Source organism: Pseudomonas sp. BCRC 81390, from assembly GCF_030341915.1.
In the GTDB taxonomy this organism is placed as follows: domain Bacteria; phylum Pseudomonadota; class Gammaproteobacteria; order Pseudomonadales; family Pseudomonadaceae; genus Aquipseudomonas.
This window is the reverse complement of sequence record NZ_JATAAG010000010.1, coordinates 223,456-248,286: the sequence shown is the minus strand read 5'-3', so window position 1 is coordinate 248,286 and position 24,831 is coordinate 223,456. Positions and strand designations below refer to the sequence as shown.

General features: G+C 64.9%; 25 protein-coding genes. 12 read left to right on the top strand and 13 right to left on the bottom strand.

Annotated elements, in window-relative coordinates:
• Nucleotides 1–8: 8 nt before the first annotated feature.
• The 7 genes from QSV36_RS05610 to QSV36_RS05580 form a co-directional block, all read right to left on the bottom strand.
• The gene (locus tag QSV36_RS05610; protein ID WP_289130669.1) at nucleotides 9–1,106 is read right to left on the bottom strand and encodes a DUF1513 domain-containing protein; all 1,098 of its coding nucleotides are present in this window, start codon (nucleotides 1,104–1,106) and stop codon (nucleotides 9–11) included.
• Between the two features lie 2 nt (nucleotides 1,107–1,108).
• A complete protein-coding gene (locus QSV36_RS05605; RefSeq protein ID WP_289130666.1) occupies nucleotides 1,109–2,173 on the bottom strand; it encodes an imelysin family protein in 1,065 nt (354 codons plus the stop codon).
• Between the two features lie 19 nt (nucleotides 2,174–2,192).
• Nucleotides 2,193–3,620: a di-heme oxidoreductase family protein gene (locus QSV36_RS05600; RefSeq protein ID WP_289130662.1), complete on the bottom strand. Its 1,428-nt coding sequence runs from the start codon at nucleotides 3,618–3,620 to the stop codon at nucleotides 2,193–2,195.
• Nucleotides 3,621–3,816: 196 nt separating this feature from the next.
• Nucleotides 3,817–5,154, bottom strand: coding sequence for an imelysin family protein (locus tag QSV36_RS05595; protein ID WP_289130659.1), 1,338 nt, complete (start codon nucleotides 5,152–5,154; stop codon nucleotides 3,817–3,819).
• A gap of 159 nt (nucleotides 5,155–5,313) precedes the next feature.
• A complete protein-coding gene (locus QSV36_RS05590) occupies nucleotides 5,314–7,368 on the bottom strand; it encodes a putative bifunctional diguanylate cyclase/phosphodiesterase (RefSeq protein WP_225779136.1) in 2,055 nt (684 codons plus the stop codon).
• 327 nt (nucleotides 7,369–7,695) lie between these two features.
• A complete protein-coding gene (locus QSV36_RS05585) occupies nucleotides 7,696–8,292 on the bottom strand; it encodes a superoxide dismutase (protein ID WP_003255187.1) in 597 nt (198 codons plus the stop codon).
• A gap of 294 nt (nucleotides 8,293–8,586) precedes the next feature.
• Nucleotides 8,587–9,174 carry a LysE/ArgO family amino acid transporter gene (locus tag QSV36_RS05580; protein ID WP_289130656.1) on the bottom strand — a complete coding sequence of 196 codons (588 nt, stop codon included), beginning with the start codon at nucleotides 9,172–9,174 and terminating at the stop codon, nucleotides 8,587–8,589.
• Nucleotides 9,175–9,274: 100 nt separating this feature from the next.
• Here QSV36_RS05580 and QSV36_RS05575 point away from each other — a divergent pair, with 100 nt between their 5' ends.
• The 3 genes from QSV36_RS05575 (at nucleotide 9,275) to QSV36_RS05565 (ending at nucleotide 12,167) form a co-directional block, all read left to right on the top strand.
• On the top strand, nucleotides 9,275–10,165 hold the full coding sequence (locus QSV36_RS05575) for a LysR family transcriptional regulator ArgP (protein WP_289130655.1): 891 nt from the start codon (nucleotides 9,275–9,277) through the stop codon (nucleotides 10,163–10,165).
• 49 nt (nucleotides 10,166–10,214) lie between these two features.
• Nucleotides 10,215–11,210, top strand: a complete 996-nt coding sequence (locus QSV36_RS05570; protein ID WP_289130653.1) for an NAD-dependent epimerase/dehydratase family protein — start codon at nucleotides 10,215–10,217, stop codon at nucleotides 11,208–11,210.
• Nucleotides 11,211–11,297: 87 nt separating this feature from the next.
• A complete protein-coding gene (locus QSV36_RS05565; RefSeq protein ID WP_289130651.1) occupies nucleotides 11,298–12,167 on the top strand; it encodes an ATPase in 870 nt (289 codons plus the stop codon).
• Between the two features lie 67 nt (nucleotides 12,168–12,234).
• Here QSV36_RS05565 and QSV36_RS05560 read toward each other — a convergent pair whose 3' ends face one another.
• Nucleotides 12,235–13,284, bottom strand: a complete 1,050-nt coding sequence (locus QSV36_RS05560) for an alkene reductase (protein WP_289130649.1) — start codon at nucleotides 13,282–13,284, stop codon at nucleotides 12,235–12,237.
• Nucleotides 13,285–13,301: 17 nt separating this feature from the next.
• Nucleotides 13,302–13,604 (bottom strand): ArsR/SmtB family transcription factor, encoded by a 303-nt coding sequence (locus tag QSV36_RS05555; RefSeq protein WP_289130647.1) that lies wholly within the window; start codon nucleotides 13,602–13,604, stop codon nucleotides 13,302–13,304.
• Between the two features lie 150 nt (nucleotides 13,605–13,754).
• On the opposite strand from QSV36_RS05555, the gene QSV36_RS05550 reads away from it, so the two are divergent.
• Nucleotides 13,755–14,387 carry an acyl carrier protein phosphodiesterase gene (locus QSV36_RS05550; RefSeq protein WP_289130644.1) on the top strand — a complete coding sequence of 211 codons (633 nt, stop codon included), beginning with the start codon at nucleotides 13,755–13,757 and terminating at the stop codon, nucleotides 14,385–14,387.
• An 11-nt stretch (nucleotides 14,388–14,398) separates the two neighbouring features.
• On the opposite strand, the gene QSV36_RS05545 is transcribed toward QSV36_RS05550, so the two are convergent.
• Nucleotides 14,399–15,187, bottom strand: coding sequence for a lysophospholipid acyltransferase family protein (locus tag QSV36_RS05545; protein ID WP_289130641.1), 789 nt, complete (start codon nucleotides 15,185–15,187; stop codon nucleotides 14,399–14,401).
• On the bottom strand, nucleotides 15,187–15,942 hold the full coding sequence (gene olsB, locus QSV36_RS05540) for an L-ornithine N(alpha)-acyltransferase (RefSeq protein WP_225779127.1): 756 nt from the start codon (nucleotides 15,940–15,942) through the stop codon (nucleotides 15,187–15,189). Before olsB ends, QSV36_RS05545 begins: the two co-directional genes overlap by 1 nt.
• A 158-nt stretch (nucleotides 15,943–16,100) precedes the next feature.
• Between olsB and QSV36_RS05535 the strand changes: the two genes are divergently transcribed.
• The 6 genes from QSV36_RS05535 to QSV36_RS05510 all read left to right on the top strand — a co-directional run bounded on the left by QSV36_RS05535 (nucleotide 16,101) and on the right by QSV36_RS05510 (nucleotide 20,847).
• Complete coding sequence (locus tag QSV36_RS05535; RefSeq protein ID WP_289130637.1) at nucleotides 16,101–16,988, top strand: acyl-CoA dehydrogenase middle domain-containing protein; 888 nt, start codon at nucleotides 16,101–16,103, stop codon at nucleotides 16,986–16,988.
• 71 nt (nucleotides 16,989–17,059) lie between these two features.
• Nucleotides 17,060–18,139, top strand: coding sequence for a serine hydrolase domain-containing protein (locus QSV36_RS05530; protein WP_289130635.1), 1,080 nt, complete (start codon nucleotides 17,060–17,062; stop codon nucleotides 18,137–18,139).
• Nucleotides 18,136–18,432 (top strand): amidase, encoded by a 297-nt coding sequence (locus QSV36_RS05525; protein ID WP_289130632.1) that lies wholly within the window; start codon nucleotides 18,136–18,138, stop codon nucleotides 18,430–18,432. The genes QSV36_RS05530 and QSV36_RS05525 overlap by 4 nt, the downstream gene beginning before the upstream one ends.
• 44 nt (nucleotides 18,433–18,476) lie before the next feature.
• On the top strand, nucleotides 18,477–19,058 hold the full coding sequence (locus QSV36_RS05520; protein WP_289130630.1) for a YceI family protein: 582 nt from the start codon (nucleotides 18,477–18,479) through the stop codon (nucleotides 19,056–19,058).
• Between the two features lies 1 nt (nucleotide 19,059).
• Nucleotides 19,060–20,217, top strand: a complete 1,158-nt coding sequence (locus QSV36_RS05515) for a phospholipase D-like domain-containing protein (protein ID WP_289130627.1) — start codon at nucleotides 19,060–19,062, stop codon at nucleotides 20,215–20,217.
• A 51-nt stretch (nucleotides 20,218–20,268) separates the two neighbouring features.
• Entirely contained in the window at nucleotides 20,269–20,847 is a 579-nt protein-coding gene (locus QSV36_RS05510) for a DJ-1/PfpI family protein (RefSeq protein WP_225779121.1), read from the top strand.
• Nucleotides 20,848–20,974: 127 nt separating this feature from the next.
• Here QSV36_RS05510 and QSV36_RS05505 read toward each other — a convergent pair whose 3' ends face one another.
• Nucleotides 20,975–21,373: a nuclear transport factor 2 family protein gene (locus QSV36_RS05505; protein WP_289130625.1), complete on the bottom strand. Its 399-nt coding sequence runs from the start codon at nucleotides 21,371–21,373 to the stop codon at nucleotides 20,975–20,977.
• 115 nt (nucleotides 21,374–21,488) lie between these two features.
• Between QSV36_RS05505 and QSV36_RS05500 the strand changes: the two genes are divergently transcribed.
• Together QSV36_RS05500 and QSV36_RS05495 are read left to right on the top strand one after the other, a co-directional pair.
• Nucleotides 21,489–22,079 carry a GNAT family N-acetyltransferase gene (locus QSV36_RS05500; RefSeq protein ID WP_289130622.1) on the top strand — a complete coding sequence of 197 codons (591 nt, stop codon included), beginning with the start codon at nucleotides 21,489–21,491 and terminating at the stop codon, nucleotides 22,077–22,079.
• On the top strand, nucleotides 22,076–22,948 hold the full coding sequence (locus QSV36_RS05495; protein WP_289130620.1) for a carbon-nitrogen hydrolase family protein: 873 nt from the start codon (nucleotides 22,076–22,078) through the stop codon (nucleotides 22,946–22,948). Before QSV36_RS05500 ends, QSV36_RS05495 begins: the two co-directional genes overlap by 4 nt.
• A gap of 121 nt (nucleotides 22,949–23,069) precedes the next feature.
• Here QSV36_RS05495 and QSV36_RS05490 read toward each other — a convergent pair whose 3' ends face one another.
• Entirely contained in the window at nucleotides 23,070–24,593 is a 1,524-nt protein-coding gene (locus QSV36_RS05490) for a fumarate hydratase (RefSeq protein ID WP_225779118.1), read from the bottom strand.
• Between the last annotated feature and the right edge of the window lie 238 nt (nucleotides 24,594–24,831).

Genomic DNA, 24,831 nt, shown 5'->3' with positions numbered 1-24,831 from the left:
CCCGAAGATCAGACCAGATGCAGGTGGTTGTCCCAGAAACCGGACGGCAGGTTCAGCGGCTGCCCGACCAGTTCGGCCTTGCGGCAATCGTAGAAGCGGCAACGGCCCTGCCCGGAGGTAACCACGAAACCGTCCTGGACCGCGCCAACCCCGGCGCAATCAGGCATCGGTGCGTCCAGCCGCACCGCGGCGGTGTCCAGGTCCCAGACGAACAGGCGGTTGGCACGTGGCGCGGTCAGCGCGACCAGCCGCAACTCGCTGTGGATGGCGACACTGGCGGTGTACTGGGCCATCGCCTGCAACTGCCGCTCCGGCACCGGGAAGGCCTTGAACGGCTCGCCCGGGCGCTTGATCGCCAGCAGCTCGGCGGTCTCGTCGGCAGCGCCCATGAATTGCTGGCAGGCGGCGATGGTGCCGTCGCTGCCCACCGCCAGGTGGCGCACGCTGTTCATCTGCTGGGCCAGGGTTTCCTTGCTCAGCAGGGTGCCGTCGCGCTGCATCAGCACCAGGCTCGGCTGCATGGCGTCGAGGTTCATCTCCACCCGGCTTTCGGCTTCGGTGCGAATACCGCCGTTGGCCACCACCAGTGTCTCGCCGTCCGGCAGCCAGGCCAGTTCGTGCGGGCCGATGCCGTGGGTCGGCAGTTCGCCGCTGTGCACCAGGCGCTCGCCCTCGAAACGGTACACGCCGAGCACGCCGCGCCCCGGGTCGGTGGTGTCGTTCTCGGTGGCGTACAGCCATTCGCCACTTTTGTGCACCACCGCATGACCGTAGAAATGCCGGTTCGGTTGCGAGTGTACGGTTTGCAACAGGCGCCCGTCGCGCAGGTCGACCAGGTAGCTTTCGGTACCGGGGCGGCGGGCGACGAACAGGGCGACCGGCAGTTGCGGGTGATGGATGATGGCATGGCAACGCTGGGCAACCTGGGTGCTGAACACCTGGGTGCCATCCAGGCGGAACCCGACCGCGTAGTGCTTGCCGTCGCCGTCGTCACGCGCCGACAGCAGCAGCGGTTCGCTGCCTTTGTTGCGGAACAGGCTCCAGCCGCCCAGGGTGAGGGCGCTGAGCAATACGCTACCGAGTTTGAGGGCCTGGCGTCGCAGCATGATCAGTCACCGTCGTTGGCATTGAAGCCCAGCTGGATGTTCAACGCCTTGGCCAGGTCGCCTTCGTGCAGGCGGTGGACGACGTTGAGGCTGTCGTAGATCTGGTTGAGGGTTTGCTGGCCGGCGTCGTCAGCCAGCAGTTCGCCCAGGGTCTTGTGGTTGTTGGCCAGCAGCTTGAGCGCGCTCGCGTAGGCATCGTCGATCTTGTCCGCCAGGGCTTTCTGGTCGCTGGGCAGCAGGCCGCGCAGGCCCTGGTTGTCGACCCCGACCCATACCGCTTCGGCGGCCTTGAGGCTGGCCTGCAGGCTGTTCAGCGAGTTGTGGCTGCGCCAGGCTTCGGCCTGCAGCGGCTGCGGGATGCCCTTGCTCTGGCGGCCCATCGGCGCGCCGAGTTTCTTCTTCAGGCTGTCCAGGGCAGTGACCTGGGCACGCAGCAGGTCGGCAATCGCCTCATGCGAGTCGGCATAGCGCTGGTTGGGGAACTTGGTCATCTGCGACAGCATGCCGTCGGTGCTGTTCCAGCTCTTGAGGATATCTTCGGCCAGCGCCTTCTGGTGTTCACCGATGGCCACCAGCAGCGGGCAGTAGCGGGCCTTCTGCTCGGCCGTGGCGATGTCCGGCTTGCTGTCGAACAGGATGTACTCGTAGGCCGAGAGGCCACGCACCACGACGCTGGCCTTGCCCAGGGCCGCGGCATCGACGGGGGTGTCGGCGCTGACCAGTTGCTCGACCTGGCGACCGACCAGGTTCTTCTTGTCGGGCCAGAACTGTACCTGCCAGGCGCGATTGCCTTCGGCCAGCGGGCCGACCAGCAGCGGTTGCAGCTCGGCCCAGGCCTTTTGCGCGTTGAGGAAGTCGGCACGGGCCTTGTCCAGGGTTTCCTTGCCTTCGCAATAGGCCAAGGCGCTGGCGGCCAGCATGCGGTCGGCTTCGACCCAGCGGCTGTAGGTAGGCAGGATCACCTGCTTGGCAATCGCAGCGGAGGTCACGGCTTGCGGGTCCTGCGGCGAGCAGGCACCGAGGGCGAGTGCGGCGAGGCTGGTGAACAACAGTTTGGGTCGGAACATGCCGGCTCCTATGCGCGTTTCAAAGTGAGTTCAGGAAAGCCAGCAACGCGGCGCGCTGCCCGGCATCGAAAGTTAGCACGACATTGCGCGCTGCCTCGGCTTCGCCGCCGTGCCAGAGCACAGCTTCGAGCAGGTTGCGGGCGCGGCCATCGTGCAGGAACTGGCTGTGGCCGCTGACCGTTTCGCTCAGGCCGATGCCCCACAATGGCGGAGTACGCCAGTCCTGGCCGTTGGCGGCGAACTCGGTGCGATCGTCGGCCAGGCCAGGCCCCATGTCATGCAGCAGCAGGTCGCTGTAGGGGCGAATCAGCTGGTTGGCCAGCTCCGGCTCGGCAGCATTGGCGGCGGTGGTGAACTGCGGTGTGTGGCAGCCCTGGCAGCCGGCCTGGTAGAACAGGTTCTTGCCTGCCAGTACCTCTGGCGTGCCCACGTCACGGCGCGCCGGCACGGCCAGGTTGCGCGTGTAGAAGGTGACCAGGCGCAGGATGTTGTCGCTGACCTCCTTCTCGCCATCGGCACCGTTGCCATTGGGGGCGGCCAGGCAGGCGGCCTGGGCCGGGGTGCAATCGTCGTTGGGTTGCAAGGTGGTGGTCAGGCCCATGTCGCCGGCAAAGGCGTGCACGTTCTGCTGGTTGACGTTGGGCTGCCCGGCCTTCCAGCCGAAGCGGCCGACCACGGTCTTGCCCAGGGTGTCGTCCCATACCCGGTTGGCGCGCCCGCGGATACCGTCGTGATTGCGGTCGTCCGGGTCTTCGTTGGCCAGCAGGTCGGCTTCGGGGATGGCTTCGAGCAGGCCCAGGCCGATCATCGGCGGCGCTACCCGCGCCGAAAAACGCGTGTCGGGGTGCATCACGCCATAGCCGAGCTGGGTGATCTGCAGGGCCGGCTTGCGCAGCTCGACCTGGTAACCATCCTTGAACGTCAGTGTTTCCCGGGTATAGCTGACCCGTACCTTGCCTTCCGGTGCCACGCCGGGGATGGCCATGTCCTGTAACTGGGTGCCATAGACCGGCTCCGGCACCACCCCGAGGCGCTCGACCACCTTGGCCAGGTAGGGCTGGTCGGGGATCGACAGGCGCACCAGCATCGACACTGCGTTGCTGTCGCCCGGCTCTGGCGGGTGGCCGCGGCCGTCGCGTACGTGGCAATTCTGGCAGGCATTGGTGTTGAACAGTGGGCCCAGGCCGTCACGTGCCGTGGTGGTGGACGGGGCGATCACCCACGGGTTGCGGAAGAAACTGTTGCCCACGGCGAAATCCAGGCGCCGCTCGGGCGAGAGGTTGGCCGAGGGCAGGGAATAGGCGTTGCGGTCATTGCGCTGCACGGTCGCTGCGCCAGCTGACAACGCTTCGCCGGGCTCGGCCTGGGTGAAACGCGGGGCGTCGTCACAGGCGGCGAGGGCAAAGGCCAGCAGCAGGGGGGAGAGTCGAAACAGCGACGAGGACATCGAGAATCCTGGGCGTGAGCGAAAAACCGGCGTGCAAGCTTAGCAGGGTGGAGAAGTTTGAATAAGAGCAATTTGCAATTGCTGGATGAAATCGCTGTCAGTTGGCCACGCCGGCCTGTCCGGTTTCTGCAGGGGCATGCGGCTTGCAAAGAAAAGACGGCCCGAAGGCCGCCTTTTCAGAACCGCTACAGCGGGATCAGAATTCGTGATCCGCAGTATCCGGGTTCAGGTTGGCAATACCCAGCTTGCCCGCAGCCTGTTCGATCGCACCGGTCTGCTTGACCAGGGCGGCGATGGCATCACGCACGATCTGGTTGCCGGCAGCGTTGTCGGCGGCGATCAGCTGGTCGTAGTGCTCGCCCTTGAGGGCGTGGTCGACGATCACCTGGATCTTGGCTTCGGTGGCCTCCAGGTCGGCCTTGAGGGTGGCGTCGGCGGCCGGGTCGACCTTGGCCACCAGCGACGACAGGCTTGGGCCGGTCACCTTGCTGCCGTCCGGGCGGGTGTACTCGCCCAGGTAGACGTTGCGGATGCCCTTGGCGTCGTAGAAGTGCGAGTAGTGGGTGTTGTCGCTGAAGCAATCGTGCTCATCTTCCGGCGAGTTGGCTTCCAGCGAAACCTTCATGCGCTCGCCCGCCAGTTCGCCCAGCGACAGGCTGCCCATGCCGAACAGCATCTTACGCAGGCCGTCGTTGACCGGCTCGGCTTCCAGCTTGGCGCGGTAGTTGTCGGCAACGTTCGGTGCCCAGTTGCCGACCATTTCTTCGAGGTCCTTGACCAGCAGGTCGGTGACCGCTTTCAGGTAGGCGCGACGGCGGTCGTTGTGGCCGCCGGTGGCGCCCTTGCCTTCCAGGTAGTCCGAGGCCGGACGGTTGCCTGCGCCCGGGCCGGTGCCGTTCAGGTCCTGGCCCCAGAGCAGGAACTCGATGGCGTGGTAGCCGGTAGCGACGTTGGCTTCGGAACCGCCCAGCTCGTTCAGGCTGGCAAGTTTCTCGGGGGTGATCTGCTTGACGTCGATCTTCTCTTCGCCGACCTGGATCTCGCTGTTGGCGATGATGTTGGCGCTGGCTGCCGGGTTGCCCAGGGCATGCTCGTAGCTCTTGTCGACGTAGTCGATCAGGCCTTCATCCAGCGGCCAGGCGTTCACCTGGCCTTCCCAGTCGTCGATGATGGTGTTGCCGAAGCGGAAGACTTCGCTCTGCAGGTACGGGACGCGCGAGGCGACCCAGGCGTCCCGGGCGGCCTTCAGGGTTTCGTCGTTGGGCTTGGCCAGAAACGCGTCGACAGCGCTCTGCAGGGTCTTGGCGGTGCTCAGGGAGTCGCTGTACACGGCATACACCAGCTCGGCGTAATGCTTGACTACGGCTTTGCCGGCAGCCTCGTCGACAGCCCCGGGCGCTGCAGCGGTGGTGCTGGCGGCAGCCGGTGCCTGGGCTTGCGGCGCGGCGGCCTTGTCGTCCTTGCCTTCACCGCAACCGGCGAGAGCGATGGCAATGGCCAGCAGACTGGCGGAGGCCAGAGGCATTCGAATCATTGTTGGTTTTCCTGCGTCGTGTGGTTGGACCAAGGGGGAGACCGTGCGCCGTGGCACGCGAAACGACAACATCATGCGAAAGATTTGCATTTGCTGTAAAGGGGCGCTATGCAAATTATGCAGGCGGCAGCCAAGCCCAGCGGCTGCTGGGGTGTGATGTCAGGTCATCGACACCTGGTTGCGCTGCGCCTGTTTGAGGAAGTTGGTCAGCTCCCGGGCCGACAACGGCTTGCTGTAGTGGTAGCCCTGGCCCTCATGGCAACCCTGGGCAATGATGTAAGTCTCCTGTTCGACGGTTTCCACGCCCTCGGCAATCACCTGCATGCCCAGGCTCTTGCCCAGCTGGATGATCGCGCGAACGATGGTAGCGTCGTCATCGTCGTCCAGCAGGTCCTGGACGAAGCTCTTGTCGATCTTGATCTTGTCCAGCGGCAGCGATTTCAGGTAGCTGAGCGACGAGTAGCCGGTGCCGAAGTCGTCGATGGCAATCAGCGCCCCGGAGCGGCGCAGGCTCAGCAGGTGCTGGGCGGCGGTGCTGATGTCTTCCATCAGGCCGGTTTCGGTCACCTCCAGCTCCAGGCTGCGCGGGGGCAGGCGGTAGGCCTGCAGCAGGTTGTTGACCACCCGCGGCAGTTCATTGTGGTGCAGTTGCACGGTGGACAGGTTGACAGCCATGCGCAGGTCGCTGAAGCCCATGTCATGCCATTCGCGCAGTTGTCGGCAGGCCTGGTCGAGCACCCACTCGCCGATGGCGATGATGCTGCCATTCTGTTCAGCCAGGGGAATGAACTGGTCCGGCGGCACCATGCCCAGCTCCGGGTGCTGCCAGCGCAGCAACGCCTCGACACCGACCACCCGGTGGTCGCGGTAGCTGATCTGTGGTTGGTACACCAGGTACAGCTGGTTGCGCGGCAGGGCTTCGCGCAGGTCTTTCTCCAGCTCGCGGCGGCGGCGCATCTCGCTGTCGACGCTGGCGATGTAGAACTGGTAGCGGTTACGCGACCGGGCCTTGGCCAGGGTCATGGTCTGTTCGGCTTTCTGCAGCAGCTTTTCGGTGCTGTCGCCGTCTTCCGGGAACAGGGTGATGCCGATGGTGGCGCGCAGGCGGATCTGTCGGTGGTGGTCGAGGTCGAACGGCACTTCCAGGTCGTCGAGGATGCTTTGCGCCAGTTCGGCCGCCTCGTAGGGTTGCTCGATATTGGCCTGTACCAGGGCGAACTGGTCGCCGCCCAGCCGAGCCAGGGCGCCCAGGCGGCTACTGTGGGCGCGCAGGCGGTCGGCCAGGGCCAGCAGCAACTGGTCACCGACCTGGTAGCTGAACTGCTCGTTGATGCCCTTGAAGTCGTCGAGGCCCAGGCACAACACGGCTACCCGGTGTTGCAGGCGGCCGCCGTCGATGAGGATCTTGTCCAGTTGCTGCTGCAGTTGCTGGCGGTTGGGCAGGCCAGTGAGGAAGTCGTACTGGGCCATGCGTTGCAGGCTGTTTTCGGCCTCGTGGCGCAAGTGGGTGTTGCGCTCGATCGAGGCCAGTAACTGGTTGGCGGTATTTACCCACAGGCCCAGTTCGTTCTTTTCGTGGCCCTTGAGCAGTGGCAACTGGTGCTGGCTGGGGCGGTCGGGGTTGATCTGGGTGAGGTGCTCGATGATCTTCGACAGTGGCTTGGTCAACAACCAGTGGTAGACCAGATACAGCACCATGCCCATGGCCAGCGCCCGTAGTACGCCGGAAATGAAGATGATCACGGCGTTTATCAGGAAGTCCTCGCCATAGGACGAGGTGTCGAGGGTGATGTTCAGGTCGCCGTAGTATTCGCTGTAGGGGCCGCGGCCGACCAGTTGCGTGGTGTAGGTGCGTTCCTGGCCGAGGATCAGGTCAGTCAGCCAGCGCATGGCCGTGTCCCGCAACGGACGGGACTTTTCTGCCAGCATGGTTTCGTTGGGGTGGCCGATGGAGGCCATGCGCACCGACTCATCCTGGAACAGGCCTTCCATTACCTGCATGCCCATTTCGCGGTCGAGGCTGTAAACCGCCTGGGTCGAAGGGTCGCGGAACATGTCGAGGATGCGCTGGGCATCGTTGTTCACGGCTTGGCGGGTCTTGTAAGTGTCATAGATGATTTGCGCACAGCTGAGCACGACGCCGACCGCCAGCGCCGACAGCAGCACGACCCTGAGCAACTTGACCGACAAGCTGTTCCGCAATTCCAGCTTCAATGGGGTTTCCTTAATCCATGCGCATGGCATCATTTTGCCATCAACGATGACGATACACTACCGGCCGACCATCAGCAGTGTATCGGTTGCCCGACCCCGCAACTTGAATGCGCTGTATCAATCTTCCGAAAGTTTGATGTTAGCGTGGTATGCGGGCTGAGCAAGCAAAACCGTGCCGGCTCCTTCGCGGGCTTGCCCGCTCCCTCAGGCGTTTCACTTTATCAGGGCAGTGACTGACCAGTGGAAGCGGGCAAGCCCGCGACGAGGTCCTTAAAGGCATAAAAAAACCCGGCGCCGGGCCGGGTTTTCCGTTCAGGGCTGAATGACTCAGGCCTTGAAGGTCTTGCCTTCGAACTGTTCGGCAACGAAGGCCCAGTTGACCAGGTTCCAGAACGCCTCGACGTACTTCGGACGCAGGTTGCGGTAGTCGATGTAGTAGGCGTGTTCCCAGACGTCGCAGGTCAGCAGCGGGGTGTCGCCGCTGGTCAGCGGGCAGCCGGCGCCGATGGTGCTGGCCAGGGCCAGGGAACCGTCGGCCTTCTTCACCAGCCAGCCCCAGCCGGAACCGAAGGTGCCAACCGAAGTCTTGGTGAACTCTTCCTTGAACTTGTCGAAGGAACCGAAAGCGGCGTTGATGGCGTCAGCCAGGGCACCGGTCGGCTGGCCACCGCCGTTTGGCGACAGGCAGTTCCAGTAGAAGGTGTGGTTCCAGACTTGAGCGGCGTTGTTGAAGATGCCGCCCGAAGAGCTCTTGACGATCTCTTCCAGGGTCTTGCCTTCGAATTCGGTGCCTGGGACCAGGTTGTTCAGGTTCACGACATAGGTGTTGTGGTGCTTGTCGTGGTGATACTCCAGGGTTTCCTTGGAGATGTGCGGCTGCAGGGCATCGTGGGCGTACGGCAGCGGCGGCAATTCAAAAGCCATGGTGGATCTCCTGATTCAGGTCTGTTTGCGGTTTGCGCAAGGCCGATCACGGGCGGCCCGATCAGCGTCAGCGAGATTGTACTCTTTGCGACGCAAGGGCTGGATCATAGCACCGGGCCCGGCGCATAACCACGCAACAAAGATAGGGAATAGAGGTTCCAGAGCGGTTGGCGGGTGGCGATCGGTGGTGGTCGTTTCCAGGCAGGCGAATGTGCGAAAGCCTTTGTAGGGGCGGCCTTGCGTCGCCCTAGGGCCGCAGCGCGGCCCGTGCAAGGCGGGTGATGAAACCCTGTGTCAGTTGAAGACCAACTGCGCCGCCACCGCGAACATCATGACAGCGACCATCAGGTCCAGCATGCGCCAGGTCGCTGGCCGTGCCAGCCAGGCGGCGCCGAGCGCCAGGGTCGAGAACCACACCAGCGAGGCGCTGGCAGCCCCGGCCACATAGGCCCCCGGCGCGGTCTGCTGGGCCCCCAGCGAGCCGATCAGCAACACCGTGTCGAGATACACGTGCGGGTTCAGCAGGGTCACCGCCAGGGCGCTGAGCAGCACCGCGCGGCGTGAGCGTGCGCCTTGGCCCTGCTGGTGCTGCAGGCTCTGCCGGGAGCAGGCGCTGCGCAACGCCTTGGCCCCGTACCAGATCAGGAAGACCGCGCCGCCCCAACGGGCGACCGCCAGCAAGGTAGGGTTGTGCGCCAGCACGGTGGCCAGGCCGAACACGCCGGCGGCGACCAGGATCGCATCACAGAGGATGCACAGCGCCGCCACCGGCAGGTGATGCTCGCGGCGCAAGCTCTGTGCAAGGACGAAGGCGTTCTGGGCGCCGATGGCCATGATCAGGCCGAAGGCCACCAGCATGCCGTTGAGATAGCTTTGCCACATGGCCCGCTCTCCAGGAGTGTCGAGAAAAGATGCTGGCCATTGTGCGCAAACGGGTTGTATAAGAAAAACAAATAACGCTGATCAGGCATTAGCAAAATCGATGTTCGACTACAAACTGCTGGCCGCCCTCGCGGCGGTGATAGAACAGGGTGGTTTCGAGCGCGCCGCGCAGGTGCTGGGCCTGTCGCAGTCGGCCATATCCCAGCGCATCAAGCTGCTCGAGGCGCGGGTCGGCCAGCCGGTGCTGGTGCGGGCCACACCGCCAGGCACGACCGAAGTCGGTCGGCAGTTGCTCAACCATGTGCAACAGGTGCGCCTGCTCGAACGCGACCTGCAACGCCAGGTGCCGGCGCTGGACGAGGAGGGCATGCCGGAGCGCCTGCGCATTGCCCTCAACGCCGACAGCCTGGCCACCTGGTGGGCCGCTGCGGTGGGTAACTTTTGCGCGCAGCACAACCTGCTGACCGACCTGGTGGTAGAAGACCAGGAAGTGGGCCTGAAGCGCATGCGTGCCGGCGAAGTGGCAGCCTGCCTGTGCGCCAGCGAGCGCCCGGTGGCCGGCGCGCGTAGCCTGCCACTGGGGGCCATGCGTTACCGGGCGCTGGCCAGCCCCGGGTTCATGGCGCGGCATTTTCCCCAGGGGTTCGCTGCGGGCCGCCTGGCCCGTACGCCGGCAATCGTCTACGGCCCGGACGACTTCCTGCAGCACCGCTACCTGGCATCGCTGGGCATCGACGGTGGTTTTCTGCACCACCTGTGCCCGTCCTCGGAAGGTTTCCTGCGCATGACCGAAGCCGGCCTGGGTTGGGGCCTGGTGCCCGAACTGCAAGCCCGTGAGCAGCTGGCCGGCGGGCAATTGGTGGAAATCTGCAGCGATACCCCCATCGATGTGCCGTTGTACTGGCATCATTGGCGCAACGGCGGGCAACTGCTCGCGCAACTGACCGAGCATCTGCGGCACTGCGCACGGCAATGGCTGGTGCCCTTGTAGCCACGGCTGGCGTCAGTTGCATCTGAAATCTGGCAAGACGGAGTCTTACATGCGAATTCTGGTCACCGGCGCGAGCGGCTTCATTGGCGGGCGTTTTGCGCGCTTTGCCCTTGAGCAGGGCCTGGACGTGCGGGTCAGCGGCCGCCGCGCGGAGGGGGTCGAGCACCTGGTCAAGCGCGGCGCCCAGTTCATCCCCGGCGACCTTGGCGATGCCGAGCTGGCCCGTCGCCTCTGCCAAGGCGTCGAGGCCGTGGTGCACTGTGCCGGCGCGGTGGGCAACTGGGGACGCTACCAGGACTTCTACCAAGGCAACGTTGTGGTCACCGAGAACGTGGTAGAGGGCTGCCTCAAGGAGCACGTGCGACGCCTGGTGCACCTGTCGTCGCCGTCGATCTACTTCAACGGTCGCTCGCGTCTGGATATCCGCGAAGACCAGGTGCCGCGTCGCTTCCACGACCACTACGGGCAGACCAAGTACCTGGCCGAGCAGAAGGTGTTCGGCGCCCAGGAATTCGGCCTCGAGGTGCTGGCGCTGCGCCCGCGTTTCGTCACCGGGGCTGGCGACGCCAGTATTTTTCCGCGGCTGATGCACATGCAGCGCAAGGGCCGCATGGCGATCATCGGCAACGGCCTGAACAAGGTGGATTTCACCAGCGTGCACAACCTCAACGAGGCGCTGTCCAGTGCGCTGTTCGCTGACGCCCGGGCGCTGGGCCAGGCCTACAACATCAGCAACGGCCAGCCATTGCCGCTATGGGATGTGGTCAATTATGTGATGCGCAAGATGCAGCTGCCGCAGGTCACTCGCTACCGTTCCTACGGCCTGGCCTACAGCCTGGCTGCGCTGAACGAGGCGGCCTGCCTGCTATGGCCGGGTCGCCCGCAACCGACCCTGTCGCGCCTGGGCATGCAGGTGATGAGCCGCGATTTCACCCTGGATATCAGCCGCGCCCGGCAATACCTGGACTACCAGCCCAAGGTCAGCCTGTGGACGGCGCTGGATGAATTCTGCGCCTGGTGGCAGCACCAGCTGCCAGGCGCATGAGGCCCGCGGGTCGACGACGGTCATCAACGCGCCGCGCTGGCGGTTTATACTCGTGCCTCTTTGCGACTACCGCGGTTGAATGTATCCATGCGTAACCATGCTGATGATGACTACGATGACGTGCCTACCCTGCGGGCCGGCACCCATGACGATGACGAACTGATGCCGGCGCACGTGGTGCGCAGCCGCCAGAAAGCCGCCCGCGGGGCCAGCACGGCGCCGCTTTGGGCCTTGCTCGGGGCCTCGTTCATCGCCTTGGCGGGCCTCGGCTGGTGGAGCTTCCAGCAGATTTCCCTGATGGAACAGCAACTGGTGGCGACCCAGGAGAGCTTTGCCCGCATCAGCGAGGAAGCGGCCGGGCGCCTGCAGGCCATCAGCGGCAAGGTCGCGGCCAGCGAGTCGGGGGCCAACACCAGTAGCGAGGCATTGAAACTGCAGCTGCGCCAGTTGCAGCAGGGGATGGCCGGGCAGGCCGGTGACCTGGGCAAGCGCCTGGAGCAGGTGCTGGCCGATACCCGTGAACAGCAGAAGGCAGTGACCGAGCTGCAGAGCCAGTTGCAGGCGCAACTGAAGCAGGTGAACGGCGAACTGGCCGCGTTGCGCTCGGGCCAGGTCGATGGGGGCAAGCTGGATGCCCAGCTGAAGGGCCTGAACGAGCAGGTTGCGGCACTGAAGGCCGCGCAGGCCGACGGCGGCAAGCTGGATGGCCAGCTCAAGAGCCTGAGCAGCGAGGTGGCGGCGCTGAAGAAGCAAGGTAACCCGAGCGCGGCTATCCAGGACCTGGAGCAGGACATGTTGGTGCTCAAGAGCCAGATCGATAACCGTCCGGCTGCGGCGGCAGCCAGTGGTGCTTCGGTGCAGGAGTTCGATGCCTTCCGGGCGCAGACGACCCGCAACCTGAATACCTTGCAGAGCCAGATCCAGAACCTGCAGCAGCAGATCAACGCCCGGCCGTGACAGGGCGGGGGAGGGTTTTGCCCTCCTTTCGCGACACAGGGCCGCAAAGCGGCCCCGGCAATCCCGGTTACAACCGCGGATAGTCGATATACCCCACCGGCCCCTTGCCATAGAAGGTCTCTGGCCGCGCTTCATTCAACGGCGCATCCGCCGCCAGCCGCGCCGGCAGGTCAGGGTTGGCGATAAACGGCACGCCAAACGCCACCGCATCCGCCTTGCCTGCCGCCAACGCGGCATTGGCACTGGCCTTGTCGAACCGTTCGTTGACGATGTACGCGCCACCGAACGCTTCCTTGATCAGCGGGCCAATGCTGTCGTCAGCTTCCTTCTCCCGCGAGCAGATAAAGGCAATGCCGCGTTTACCCAGCTCACGCGCCACGTAGGTGAAGGTCTCGGCGCGGTCGGCATCACCCATGTCGTGGGCATCGGCACGTGGTGCCAGGTGTACGCCGACGCGGCCTGCACCCCACACTTCGATGGCCGCATCGGTCACTTCCAGCAGCAGCCGTGCACGATTTTCCAGCGAGCCGCCGTAGCGGTCGCTGCGCTGGTTGGTGCTGCTTTGCAGGAACTGGTCGAGCAAGTAACCGTTGGCGCCATGAATCTCCACACCATCGAAGCCGGCGGCCTTGGCATTCTCGGCGCCGCTGCGGTAGGCCTCGACGATATCGGCGATTTCTTCGCTCTCCAGCGCGCGCGGGGTGGGGTAGTCACTGAGCGGGCGTACCAGGCTCACATGACCCTTGGGCTGGATTGCGCTGGGGGCTACCGGCAGTTCGCCATTCAGGTAGCTGGGGTGCGAGATGCGGCCAACATGCCACAGTTGCAGGAAGATGCGCCCGCCCGCAGCATGCACGGCCTTGGTCACATTGTTCCAGCCACGTACCTGTTCGTCGTTCCAGATGCCCGGGGTATCCGGGTAGCCGACACCCATGGGGCTGACCGAGGTCGCCTCGCTGAGGATCAGCCCGGCACTGGCGCGCTGCACGTAATACTCGGCCATAAGCGCATTGGGCACCCGGCCTTCATCGGCGCGGCAGCGGGTCAGCGGGGCCATGATGATGCGGTTGGGCAATTGCAGGTCGCCCAGGGTGATCGGATCGAAAAGCGTGGTCATGACGGTTACCTGCCTGTTCAGAGTGTTTGGCGCAATTGTTCGAGAAACGCCTGTATGGTGGTTTCGTTGCGTTTGAAGAAGTGCCACTGGCCGATCTTCTGGCTGCTGACCAACCCGGCGCGCTGCAGGGTGGCCAGGTGGGCAGAGACGGTCGACTGCGACAGGCCGCAGCGTTGGTCGATCTGCCCGGCACAGACACCGTTCTCGGTGCTGTGGTACTGGTCCGGGAAGTGCGTTGCCGGGGCTTTCAACCAGCCGAGGATTTCTCGCCTGACTGGGTGGGCCAGCGCTTTTATGATTTCGTCGAGATCGAGAGGCATGGGTTGAGGCTCGTTGTAGCGGTATATCGCGATAGGGCGAAATGTAAATCGTGAATTACCGATATACAAATACCAAGAGGTTCTGAGCTGAGCGCGAATCGCTATATCGCGTTATAACGATATAGGCGCTGACGGTGCTAGACTGCGCCGATGAACTACCTCGCACACCTGCACCTGGGCGGCCCGGCGCCGCAACAACTGCTTGGCAGCCTGTATGGCGATTTCGTCAAAGGCCCGCTGGAAGGGCGCTTCCCGCCTGCGTTGGAGGCGGCCATCCGGCTGCACCGTCGAATCGACAGCTATACCGACCAGCACCCGTTGGTGCTGGCGGCACTGGCGCGTTTTCCACGTGAGCGGCGGCGCTTTGCCGGCATCGTTGTGGATGTGTTCTTCGATCACTGCCTGGCCCGGCATTGGCAGGATTATGCCGAGCAACCGCTGGAGCAGTTCACTGGGGCGTTTTATCGGGTGCTGTTGGCGGAACCCAAGCTGCCCGGGCGGCTGGCGCGCATTGCGCCGTACATGGCGGCGGATGACTGGCTGGGCGCTTATGGTGATTTCGCCACGCTGGAACAGGTCTTCAACGGCATTGCCCGAAGGCTGTCGCGGCCAGAGGGGATGGCGGGGGTAATGGGTGAGCTGGAGCGGTTATATGAACCGTTGCTGGCGGATTTTCGCGAGTTCTATCCACAGTTGCAGGCGTTCGCGGCGGTGGGGCGGATGTCTGGCAGCCAGGCCTGTGCCGGCCTCTTCGCGGGCAAGCCCGCAAGAGACCAGTCCTGAACAGCAGACACTCAGGCAGCCCGCGCTTGCCGTCGCGCCACAACTTCAACTTCCTCAGCGCCGAACAATGCCAGCTGAATCGCCTGTTGCGCCTGCAGTGCGAGCATCGCCCGCTCCTTGCCTACGCTGCCGATCGGCTGCAGCAAGTGGATGCACACCTCGCTCCGCGGCTGGGCGAACAGGCGCAGCAGGTGCGACACCAGGTCATCCTCGCCGATGAACGGTGCGATCGGGTCAACCTGACCATGGCGCAGGTACTGGATGGCCACCGGTTGTACCGCCACCCCACGGTCGATGGCGCCCGCCAGCAGGCGGCCATGGAAGGTGCGCAGGGTCTGTCCGCTGGTGGTGGTGCCTTCGGGGAAGATCAAAAGCGGACGCGCCAGGCCCAATTGCCCGGCGATCTGTTCACGCAGGCGCTGGCTGTCACCGCCACCCCGGCGGATGAACAGCGTGCCGGCCTTTTCCGCCAGCCAGCCGGCCAGCGGCCAGTGGCGCACTTCGGCCTTGGACAGGAACGACAGCGGCAGCAGCATGCCGAGCAAGGGGATATCGGTCCAGGACACGTGGTTGCTGACCCACAGCATCGGCCGCTGCGGTAGCGCGCCGATCACTCGCACGTCGAATGGCAACGCCGCGACCAGGCGTTTCATGAACAGGCAGGTCCAGCGCTGGCGGCGCTCTATCGATGGCTTGAAACCCAGGCGCTCGCCCAGGGTGATCACACCGGCCAGCAGCATGCCCAGCAGCAGGACCAGCAGCAGTCGCGTCAGGCGGGCCAATACCCGCAGCTTCGGCATCACACCGCTGCCTTGAAGTGGCGGGCATAGCGTGGGCACAGTTCGTCGCGCTTGAGCAGGATGAACACGTCGGCGACCTGGAAGTCTTCGTCCCAGCATGGCTCGCCGCAAATTTTCGCGCCCAGGCGCATGTAGGCCTTGAGCAGGGGAGGCATTTCGGCAATCACGTTGTTCGGCAGCGCCAGCTTGGGCAACGGGTTTTTCGGTTCGGCGCGCAGGTGCTCGGTGCACAGGTAGCGGTCGCGCAGGCGCTGCATCACGGCATGGGCCTGTATGCCGCCATCCTGCATGGGGATGCTGGCGCAGCCCATCAGGTAGCTGTAGCGGCCTTCATTGAGGATTTCCGCCAGTTCGCTCCACAGTACGGCGATGGTGCCGCCGTTGCGGTAGTCGGGGGCCACGCAGGTACGGCCCAGCTCCAGGATCGGGCCCTGCAATTGCAACAGGCCATGCAGGCTGAATTCTTCTTCACTGTAGAAACGGCCCAGGCTGCTGGCGGCCTGGTGGTCGAGCAGGCGCGTGGTGGCGACCAGCTCGCCGGTACTCAGGTCGCGCACACCGATGTGGCGGCAATGCACGTCGTAGTCATCCATGTCCAGGCCGTGCTCGGCACCTTTGAGGCGGGCCTTGAATTCGGCGCTGAACACCTTGTAGCGCAGGGCCTGGGCCTCGTGCAAGGCCGCGGCGCCAACCAGGCGTTCGGCTTGCAGACGGCGTTCGGTGCTGTTGTCGCCAGCGTGAGCGATCCGAGTCATTACGAGTCTCCATAAGCCAGCCATGAAGGGTTGCGGCCGGTCGGCTTTGTTGTGCAAAGTCAGCCTAGGTAGACGCGGTGTCACCCCTGTGAAGCTTTGGTGATGCTTGCGTGACATCCCACGGCCTTAGCCGAAAGCCCCCTGCAAGGAGCCGCTCCATGGCCTGGTTGCAACGACTCAACGACCCGCTTCGCCAAGCGCTGGCGGGCACCCTTGGCGAAACCTATGCCGCGCTGCTCGAGCGTCTTGGCCCGGTTGCCCCGTTCGAGCTGGCGGTTCTTGGCGGGCGGGCGATGGCCACGCCGGGCCTGGCGTTCCTGGTCGGTTACCAGGCCGCCTTGCGCGTGCTGTGGCCCAGTGCTCCGCCGAGCCTCGGTGCCCTGTGCGCCAGCGAACGGCGCAGCGTGCGGCCGGCGGACATGCGTACGCGCCTGGACGGCCTGCGCTTGACCGGCAGCAAGGACTTCGTCACCGCCGGCCTGGAGGCGGAGTGGTTGCTGGTGGCGGCGCGCAGCGAGGCGTCGGGTGCGGCAGCGCAGTTGAACCTGGCGGTGGTCTACCCCGGCGAGCCGGGGGTGACGCTGGAAGCACTGCCGACCCTGCCGCTGATGCCGGAGGTGGGGCATGGGCGACTGGTGCTGGCGCATGCAGCGTGCGAACTGCTGGCTGGGGATGGCTGGGATGCCTATGTGAAACCGTTCCGCTCGCTGGAGGACTTGTATGTGCTCACCGCCCTGACGGCCTGGCTGTATGGCGTCGGCCAGGCGTGTGCCTGGCCGCAGGCCTTGCGCCTGCAGTTGCTCGGGCTGCTGGCCGGGTGTGCCGAAGGTAGCCGGCAGTGTGCCGATACGGTCGGTTGCCATTTGTTGCTGGGTGGGTTGTTTGCGCAGTTCCAGGCGCTACGGGGCGAAATCGAGGCGGCGTTGGCAGCCGGGCCGGCACATTGGGCGCAGCTCTGGCAGCGCGACCAGGGCGTGATGGCGCTGGCGGCTGCAGCGCGGGAGAAGCGCTTGAACAAGGCATGGGCGGCTGCGGGACTGTCATGAATGACTGCTACATTCGGGTGATTGCATGAATCCTGGGGCCGCACGGTGGCCTTCGAAGAAAGGCAATCCCGATGAAGACATTGTTCGTCATACTGGCATTGGTTACGCGGTGTGCCTGGGCCGAGGACTGGCCTCAACCCGATTGGCCAATCGATGACGCCACCCGCGACTGGCAGGCTGTCGACGCCTACGCCTTTCCCGCCCGTCCCACACGGGAGCGCATTGGCATTCGTACCGACGCCCTGCTGATCATTCGTGACGGTCGTATCCTGCACGAACGCTATACGGCGCCCACCACCGCAGCCACTGCCCACCTCACCTGGTCGGTCAGCAAAAGCGTGCTCGCCACGGTGCTGGGCGTGGCCCAGGGCCAGGGGCGCTTCCAGTTACAAGACCCGGTCAGCCGCTTCTACCCGCCCATGAGCGCCCACCCCGACGTGCGCATGGCCGACCTGCTGCACTGGGCCAGCGGTCTGGACTGGCAGGAAGACTACGAATACGCTCCGCTGAAATCCTCGGTGGTAGCCATGCTCTATACCCGCGGCCGTGCGGACATGGCGGCCTATACCGCGGCGCGAGGCACGGCCGCCAGCCCTGGCCAGCGCTTTCTCTATTCCAGCGGCGACAGCAACCTGCTGGCCGCCGCCCTGCGCGGCATGCTCGGCGGCGAACAGTACCCGGAATACCCCTGGCACGCGCTGTTCACCCCGCTGGGCATCACCAGCGCGGTGTGGGAACGTGACCAGGCCGGCATCCATGTCGGTTCTTCCTACCTGTACCTTACCGCGCGCGACCTGGCACGCATCGGTCTGCTGATGCAGCGCGACGGGCGTTGGCACGGCCGGCAACTGCTGCCCGAAGCCTGGGTGGCCTTCAATCGGACACCATTTGCCCAAGCCAACGCCACGGCCGGCGAGGCCAACCCCGGTGGTCACTGGTGGCTCAACCAGCCGTTGGCCGGGGCGCCACGGCCCTGGCCGAGTGCACCCGCAGACACCTATGCGGCCCTCGGCCATTGGGGGCAGGCGCTGTACGTGCTGCCCACGCAGAAGCTGGTGATCGTGCGGTATGCCGATGACCGCGACGGCAGCTACCAGCACGACGAACTGCTCAGGCGGGTACTTGCGGTGCTGGCCGGGGAGGGCGCATGAAGCGGGTCGGGCTGCTGCTGTTGCTGGGGCTGTCGTACTGGGCCTGGCAAGAGCGCCAGGCCCTGGCCGACTTCCCCGGCATCCTTTCGGCCTACTCGGCCAAGGAGTACTGCTCGTGCCGCTTCGTCATGGGGTTCGAGCCGGAGTATTGCCAGGGCTACGTGAAACAATGGCTGGCGCTGAGCCTGCTGGAGGAAGACCGCCAGCAGCGGCGGGTAACCGCCGAAGGCCTGGGGCGGCGCCACCAGGCTGTCTGGCAAGGCCCGCACGAGGGCTGCCGCTTGCTGCCGTGAAGGCGGGCGGTTAAGGTTGGCGGCCTGGTTTCACGAGATCCGTCATGTTCAAGTTGCCCCGCCTGCTACCCGCCTTGCTGCTGGCTTTGTGCCTGCCTGCCCACGCCAACTGGCACCTCGATGGCGAGTCGTCGCGCCTGTCGTTCATTACCGGCAAGAACGGTGACAGCGCCGAAGTGCATCGGTTTCTGGTGCTGCATGGCACGGTCGACCGCAAGGGCGCGGCCGGGTTGAGCATCGAGATGGATTCGGTGAGCAGCGGCATTCCCCAGCGTGACGAACGCATGCGCGAGGATCTGTTCGAGGTCGAGCGTTTCGCCGAGGCCAAGGTGCAGGCACAACTGGACCTGCGGCCGATAAACGACCTGGCCAATGGTGCCCAGGTCGAACTGCGCCTGCCACTGACCGTAACCTTGCACGGCCAGTCCCACAGCTACAACGCCCTGCTGCTGGCCACCCGCCTCGACGAGCGGCGCTTCCAGGTGGTGACCCTTGAGCCGCTGGTGCTGCGCGCCGAGGATTTCGGCCTGCTGCCCGGGTTGCAACGGCTGCGCAAGTTCGCTGGGCTCAAGTCCATCAACCCGTCGGTACCGGTGAGTGCGGTGCTGATCTTTACCGCCCGCTGACATGGCCGGGCCAGTCTTCCCCTGGCGGGATGGCAACCACTTCGAACTGCTGATCGACGGGCCCGAGTTCTTTCCGCGCATGCTCCTGGCGATCATGCGCGCCGAGTTCCAGATCGACCTGGAACTGTACCTGGTCGAGGCCGGCGACTGCGCGGACACGGTAGTCGAGGCGCTTGAACGGGCGGCGCTTCGTGGTGTGCGGGTGCGTTGCCTGTTCGACGACTATGGTTCGCTGGCGTTCAACAGCACATTGCGCCAGCGCTTGCTGGATGCCGGGGTGTACCTGCGCTGGTACAACCGCCTGCGCTGGAAGCGTGGCCTGCGCAACCTGTACCGCGATCACCGCAAGCTGCTGCTGGTCGACCAGCGTTGGGCAGTGGTGGGCGGCACCGGTGTTACCGATGAGTTCTGGACGCCGGGCGAGGCGACCAGTGAATGGCACGAGGTGATGGTGCAGATGCAGGGGCCGGTGGTGAATGACTGGCAATTGCTGTTCGACCGCCAGTGGCACGCCAACAACCGCCGTACCGCCTGGCGCCCTGCCGAGGGCTTTGGCCTGCCACGCCTGCCCAAGGTCCCGGCGCAGGGCCAGGGCATGGGCCGGGTGGCCTATGCCGACGCCCGCCAGCACCAGGACATCCTGCATTCGCTGGTGCGCGCGATCAACAGCGGCAAGCGCCGGGTGTGGCTGGCCACGCCCTACTTCCTGCCGACCTGGAGCGTGCGACGCTCGCTGCGCCGAGCCGCTGGCAAGGGTGTCGATGTGCGCCTGCTGCTGACCGGCCCGCGCACCGACCACCCATCGGTGCGTTACGCCGGGCACCGTTATTATCCCCGGCTGCTGCGCGCCGGGGTGCGCATCTACGAATACCAGCCGTGTTTCCTGCACCTGAAGATGGTCCTGATCGACGACTGGGTCAGTATCGGCTCGTGCAACTTCGACCATTGGAACCTGCGCTTCAACCTGGAGGCCAATATCGAGGCCCTCGACCCGCCGTTGACGGCTGCCGTACAAGCCAGCTTCGAGCGTGACTTCGCCTTGAGCGAGGTGGTCGACCTCAGTCATTGGCATGCGCGCCCGCTCTGGCGCAGGGTGAAGCAGCGGGTGTGGGGCTGGCTGGATCGCCTGGTGGTCAACTTGCTCGACCGTCGCGACTGAGACCGGCTATCGTGCAGTGACTGTCTCTAGGCAATCGAAGGAGTGGGTGCAATGACGGCTAAGAAGATTCTCATGTTGGTCGGCGACTTCGTTGAAGATTACGAGGTCATGGTGCCATTCCAGGCCTTGGGCATGGTTGGGCATACGGTGCATGCAGTTTGTCCGGAAAAAGTCGCGGGGCAGACCGTGCGCACGGCCATCCATGATTTCGAGGGTGACCAGACCTACAGCGAAAAGCCCGGGCACAACTTTGCCCTGAACTACGATTTCGTGCGGGTGCGGGCCGAGGGTTATGACGCATTGCTGATTCCCGGTGGCCGTGCGCCGGAGTACCTGCGCCTGGATGAGCGGGTGCTGGAACTGGTACGGGCATTCGACCAGGCTGGCAAACCGATTGCCGCGGTGTGCCACGGGGCCCAGCTGCTGGCGGCGGCCGGCGTGCTGGAAGGGCGTGAATGCAGCGCTTATCCGGCGTGTGCGCCAGAGGTGCGCCTGGCCGGCGGCACCTTCATCGATATCGCCGTGGACCAGGCGCATGTCGACGGTAACCTGGTGACCGCGCCCGCCTGGCCGGCGCACCCGGCGTGGCTGGCGGCGTTCCTCAAGGTGCTCGGCACCCGCATCGCCTGACCGGGCCCGGCTTCCTGGCACCTGCCAGGCATTGCTCTGGTAGGAGCGGCCTTGCGTCGCGATGGGCTGCGCAAGGCCGCTACTACACACTCCGTTCTCAGGGCCACTCGTGTTGGGCCCGTGCCCCTCAACCGACCTGCTCGAGCCAGTCATTGAGGTTGTAGTAGTTGGTCACCCTGGCAATCTTGCCGCAATGGATATAGAAGAACGCCCCCGCCGGCAGCACGTAGGTCTGGCCGTTGGCCGGCGGCAGGCCTTCATCATCGGCCAGGTATTCGCCATGCACGGTGAATTCCGCCGCCGCCCGGCTGCCATCGGCATTCTGCATCACCACGATGTCCGCCAGGCGTTCGCGGTAGCAGCGGTTCATCTTGTCCATGAACGCGGCAAACCGGGCCTTGCCCATCTGCCGCTCGCCCTGGTTGACGTCGTGGATCACGTCTTCGCTGAGCAGGGCAAGAAAGGCCGGCATGTCGCCGGCGTTGAAAGCCGCGTAGTACGCATTTACCAGTTCGGTAGCGGTCATGGAACAATACCTGTCGTTGAGGGAAAAGGCGGGTCGTGGCTTCGGATGATAGGGTTTCCCCTCAAGCCCGGCTTAGCCGAGCGCGTCATCCACATCGACAAAACGACCGCCAAGCATGGAAATACGCCTGTTGCACGGCGCCGCTATCGCGCCTTACATCGATGACCTCGCTCGCCTGCGCCTGACCGTGTTTCGCGAGTTTCCCTACCTTTACGACGGCACCCCGGAGTACGAAGCCGACTACCTGGCCACCTATGCCCGGTCCGGGCGCAGCCTGGTGGTGCTGGCGCTGGACGACGGCAAGGTGGTGGGTGCCTCCACCGGCCTGCCGCTGGTGGACGTCGGCGCCGAATTCCAGCAGCCATTCCTGGCCCAGGGGCGCGACCCGGCCAGCGTCTATTACTTCGGTGAATCGGTGGTATTGCCGGAGTACCGTGGCCAAGGCCTGGGGGTGCGTTTTTTCATCGAGCGCGAATCCTACGCGCACAAACTGGCCGAGTTCGATTACTGCGCGTTCTGCGCGGTGGAGCGGCCCGGGGTGCACCCTCGGCGCCCCGCGGACTACAAGCCCCTGCATGGCTTCTGGCGTAATCGTGGCTTCCTGCACGACCCGTCGCTGCGCACCCGCTATGCCTGGCGTGACCTGGACGACGCGGAAAGCTCCGACAAACTGATGTCGTTCTGGCTCAAGGAACTGCCGATATGATCCGCCTGGCGGCCTGCCAGTATGCGATCGAGCTGCATGAAACCTGGGACGCCTACGCCGCGCACCTGCAAGCCCTGTGCGCCGAGGCTGCGGCGGCGGGGGCGCGCCTGCTGCTGTTGCCGGAATACGCCGGGCTGGTGCTCAGCGGGCAGTTGCCGGTCGAGCAGCGGGGCGACCTGAAGGCCTCGATTGCCGGTATCCAGCCGCTGCTCGAGCCGTGGCTGGCGCTGTGCGAGGGCATTGCCCGACGCTGGGGAATCTACCTGCAGCCCGGCAGCTTGCCGGTGCAGGATGGCGACGGCCTGTACCGCAACCGTGCCTGGCTGTTCGGCCCAGAGGGCGTGTTGGGTTACCAGGACAAGCTGATGATGACCCGTTTCGAGCGCGAGCAGTGGGACATCGCCGCAGGCCAGGGGCTGCAGGTGTTCGACACCGAACTGGGGCGCCTGGGGATCCTGATCTGCTACGACAATGAATTCCCGATGCTGGCCCGGCGCCTGGCCGAGGAAGGCGCTGACCTGATCCTTGCGCCAAGCTGTACCGACACCGAGGCGGGCTATCACCGGGTGCGCATTGGCGCGCAGGCGCGGGCGCTGGAGAACCAGATTGCCGTATTGCAGAGCTCCACGGTCGGACTGGCCGCCTGGTCGCCGGCGCTGGACGAGAATATCGGCCGGGCAGGGTTGTTCGTGCCACCGGATCATGGCATGCCGGGGGACGGCGTGATTGCGTTGAGTGAGGAGCTGAGCCCGGTGCGTAGCCAGTGGCTGCTGTGCGAGGTGGACCTGGAAGAAGTGCGGCGGGTGAGGCGGGAAGGGCAGGTGTTTACCCGCAGGGACTGGCCGGAGCAGTTTGACAGAATCCTGTGAAAACAGTGGCGGCCTGTTCGCGGGCTTGCTCGCTCCCACAGGTGCAGCGCAAGCCTGAGGGCTACGCGTTACCTGTGGGAGCGGGCAAGCCCGCGAAGAAGCCGCCGCAGTTATATCAGGCTTACTTCACTTCGACTGCCAGGCTCTCGGCAATCTTGCTCTGCCACAGGGCAGGGCCAGTGATGTGTACCGATTCACCATTGCTGTCCACGGCGACGGTCACCGGCATGTCCTTGACCTCGAACTCGTAGATCGCTTCCATACCCAGCTCGGCGAAGGCCAGGACCTTCGACTTGCGGATGGCCTGGGCCACCAGGTAGGCGGCGCCGCCGACGGCCATCAGGTACACGGCCTTGTTGTCCTTGATCGCTTCGATGGCGGCAGGGCCGCGCTCGGACTTGCCGATCATGCCCAGCAGGCCAGTCTGCTCGAGGATCTGGCGGGTGAACTTGTCCATGCGGGTGGCGGTGGTCGGGCCGGCCGGGCCTACCACTTCGTCACCTACCGGGTCGACCGGGCCGACGTAGTAGATGAAGCGGCCTTTCAGGTCTACCGGCAGCTCTTCGCCACGGTTGAGCATCTCGACCATGCGCTTGTGCGCGGCATCGCGGCCGGTGAGCATCTTGCCGTTGAGCAGGATGGTCTCGCCCGGCTTCCAGCTGGCGACTTCTTCCGGGGTGATGGCGTCGAGGTTGACGCGACGGGCGCTCGGGCCGGCTTCCCAGACGATTTCCGGGTAGGCGTCCAGCGACGGCGCTTCCAGCTCGGCCGGGCCGGAACCATCGAGCACGAAGTGGGCGTGGCGGGTGGCGGCGCAGTTGGGGATCATGCACACCGGCAGCGAAGCGGCGTGGGTCGGGTAATCCATGATCTTGACGTCGAGCACGGTGGTCAGGCCGCCCAGGCCCTGGGCGCCGATGCCCAGCTGGTTGACCTTCTCGAACAGCTCCAGGCGGATTTCTTCCAGACGGTTCTGCGGGCCACGGGCTTTCAGTTCGTGGATGTCGATGGACTCCATCAACACTTCCTTGGCCATCACCGCAGCCTTCTCGGCGGTACCGCCGATGCCGATGCCGAGCATGCCAGGCGGGCACCAGCCAGCGCCCATGGTCGGCACGGTCTTCAGTACCCAGTCGACGATCGAGTCGGACGGGTTGAGCATGGCCATCTTCGACTTGTTCTCCGAGCCGCCGCCCTTGGCTGCGACATCGACCTCGACCTTGTCGCCGGGGACGATGGAGTAGTGGATCACTGCCGGGGTGTTGTCCTTGGTGTTCTTGCGGGCACCGGCCGGGTCGGCCAGGATCGACGCGCGCAGCACGTTTTCAGGCAGGTTGTAGGCGCGACGCACACCTTCGTTGATCATGTCGTCGACGCTCATGGTGGCGCCGTCCCAGCGCACGTCCATGCCCACCCGGATGAACACGGTGACGATGCCGGTGTCCTGGCAGATCGGGCGGTGGCCGGTGGCGCACATGCGCGAGTTGATCAGGATCTGGGCGATGGAATCGCGCGCGGCAGGCGATTCTTCACGCAGATAGGCCTCGTGCATGGCCTGGATGAAATCGACGGGGTGGTAGTACGAAATGAATTGCAGGGCGTCGGCGACGCTCTGAATCAGGTCGTCTTGCTTGATCACGGTCATGCAGCGCGCTCCTCTTAAAGACGGGAACATTCATTGAGACGCTCGACGGTGCCGACCAGCATGTCGAAACGCCTTGCAAAGGCGCGCCGGCGGCATGGCCGACGCAAAAAGGCGCGGCAGTATAGCGTGCCTCACCGTGTGAAACACCTGCGCGTGGTCTGGACCATGGTCGGCAAGGCGCGGGCATCCTTTTTGCTGCCTTTGCCCGCTTGGCATACAGTGGCCGCATGACCGATGG

Coding starts and splice junctions, on each gene's coding strand:
- QSV36_RS05535 (WP_289130637.1), top strand. CDS start 16,101: ATGGCCTGGTTGCAACGACTCAACGACCCGCTTCGCCAAGCGCTGGCG.
- QSV36_RS05585 (WP_003255187.1), bottom strand. CDS start 8,292: ATGGCTTTTGAATTGCCGCCGCTGCCGTACGCCCACGATGCCCTGCAG.
- olsB (WP_225779127.1), bottom strand. CDS start 15,942: ATGACTCGGATCGCTCACGCTGGCGACAACAGCACCGAACGCCGTCTG.
- QSV36_RS05570 (WP_289130653.1), top strand. CDS start 10,215: ATGCGAATTCTGGTCACCGGCGCGAGCGGCTTCATTGGCGGGCGTTTT.
- QSV36_RS05495 (WP_289130620.1), top strand. CDS start 22,076: ATGATCCGCCTGGCGGCCTGCCAGTATGCGATCGAGCTGCATGAAACC.
- QSV36_RS05545 (WP_289130641.1), bottom strand. CDS start 15,187: ATGCCGAAGCTGCGGGTATTGGCCCGCCTGACGCGACTGCTGCTGGTC.
- QSV36_RS05525 (WP_289130632.1), top strand. CDS start 18,136: ATGAAGCGGGTCGGGCTGCTGCTGTTGCTGGGGCTGTCGTACTGGGCC.
- QSV36_RS05565 (WP_289130651.1), top strand. CDS start 11,298: ATGCGTAACCATGCTGATGATGACTACGATGACGTGCCTACCCTGCGG.
- QSV36_RS05505 (WP_289130625.1), bottom strand. CDS start 21,373: ATGACCGCTACCGAACTGGTAAATGCGTACTACGCGGCTTTCAACGCC.
- QSV36_RS05500 (WP_289130622.1), top strand. CDS start 21,489: ATGGAAATACGCCTGTTGCACGGCGCCGCTATCGCGCCTTACATCGAT.
- QSV36_RS05550 (WP_289130644.1), top strand. CDS start 13,755: ATGAACTACCTCGCACACCTGCACCTGGGCGGCCCGGCGCCGCAACAA.
- QSV36_RS05515 (WP_289130627.1), top strand. CDS start 19,060: ATGGCCGGGCCAGTCTTCCCCTGGCGGGATGGCAACCACTTCGAACTG.
- QSV36_RS05595 (WP_289130659.1), bottom strand. CDS start 5,154: ATGATTCGAATGCCTCTGGCCTCCGCCAGTCTGCTGGCCATTGCCATC.
- QSV36_RS05510 (WP_225779121.1), top strand. CDS start 20,269: ATGACGGCTAAGAAGATTCTCATGTTGGTCGGCGACTTCGTTGAAGAT.
- QSV36_RS05600 (WP_289130662.1), bottom strand. CDS start 3,620: ATGTCCTCGTCGCTGTTTCGACTCTCCCCCCTGCTGCTGGCCTTTGCC.
- QSV36_RS05560 (WP_289130649.1), bottom strand. CDS start 13,284: ATGACCACGCTTTTCGATCCGATCACCCTGGGCGACCTGCAATTGCCC.
- QSV36_RS05580 (WP_289130656.1), bottom strand. CDS start 9,174: ATGTGGCAAAGCTATCTCAACGGCATGCTGGTGGCCTTCGGCCTGATC.
- QSV36_RS05605 (WP_289130666.1), bottom strand. CDS start 2,173: ATGTTCCGACCCAAACTGTTGTTCACCAGCCTCGCCGCACTCGCCCTC.
- QSV36_RS05575 (WP_289130655.1), top strand. CDS start 9,275: ATGTTCGACTACAAACTGCTGGCCGCCCTCGCGGCGGTGATAGAACAG.
- QSV36_RS05610 (WP_289130669.1), bottom strand. CDS start 1,106: ATGCTGCGACGCCAGGCCCTCAAACTCGGTAGCGTATTGCTCAGCGCC.
- QSV36_RS05490 (WP_225779118.1), bottom strand. CDS start 24,593: ATGACCGTGATCAAGCAAGACGACCTGATTCAGAGCGTCGCCGACGCC.
- QSV36_RS05555 (WP_289130647.1), bottom strand. CDS start 13,604: ATGCCTCTCGATCTCGACGAAATCATAAAAGCGCTGGCCCACCCAGTC.
- QSV36_RS05530 (WP_289130635.1), top strand. CDS start 17,060: ATGAAGACATTGTTCGTCATACTGGCATTGGTTACGCGGTGTGCCTGG.
- QSV36_RS05520 (WP_289130630.1), top strand. CDS start 18,477: ATGTTCAAGTTGCCCCGCCTGCTACCCGCCTTGCTGCTGGCTTTGTGC.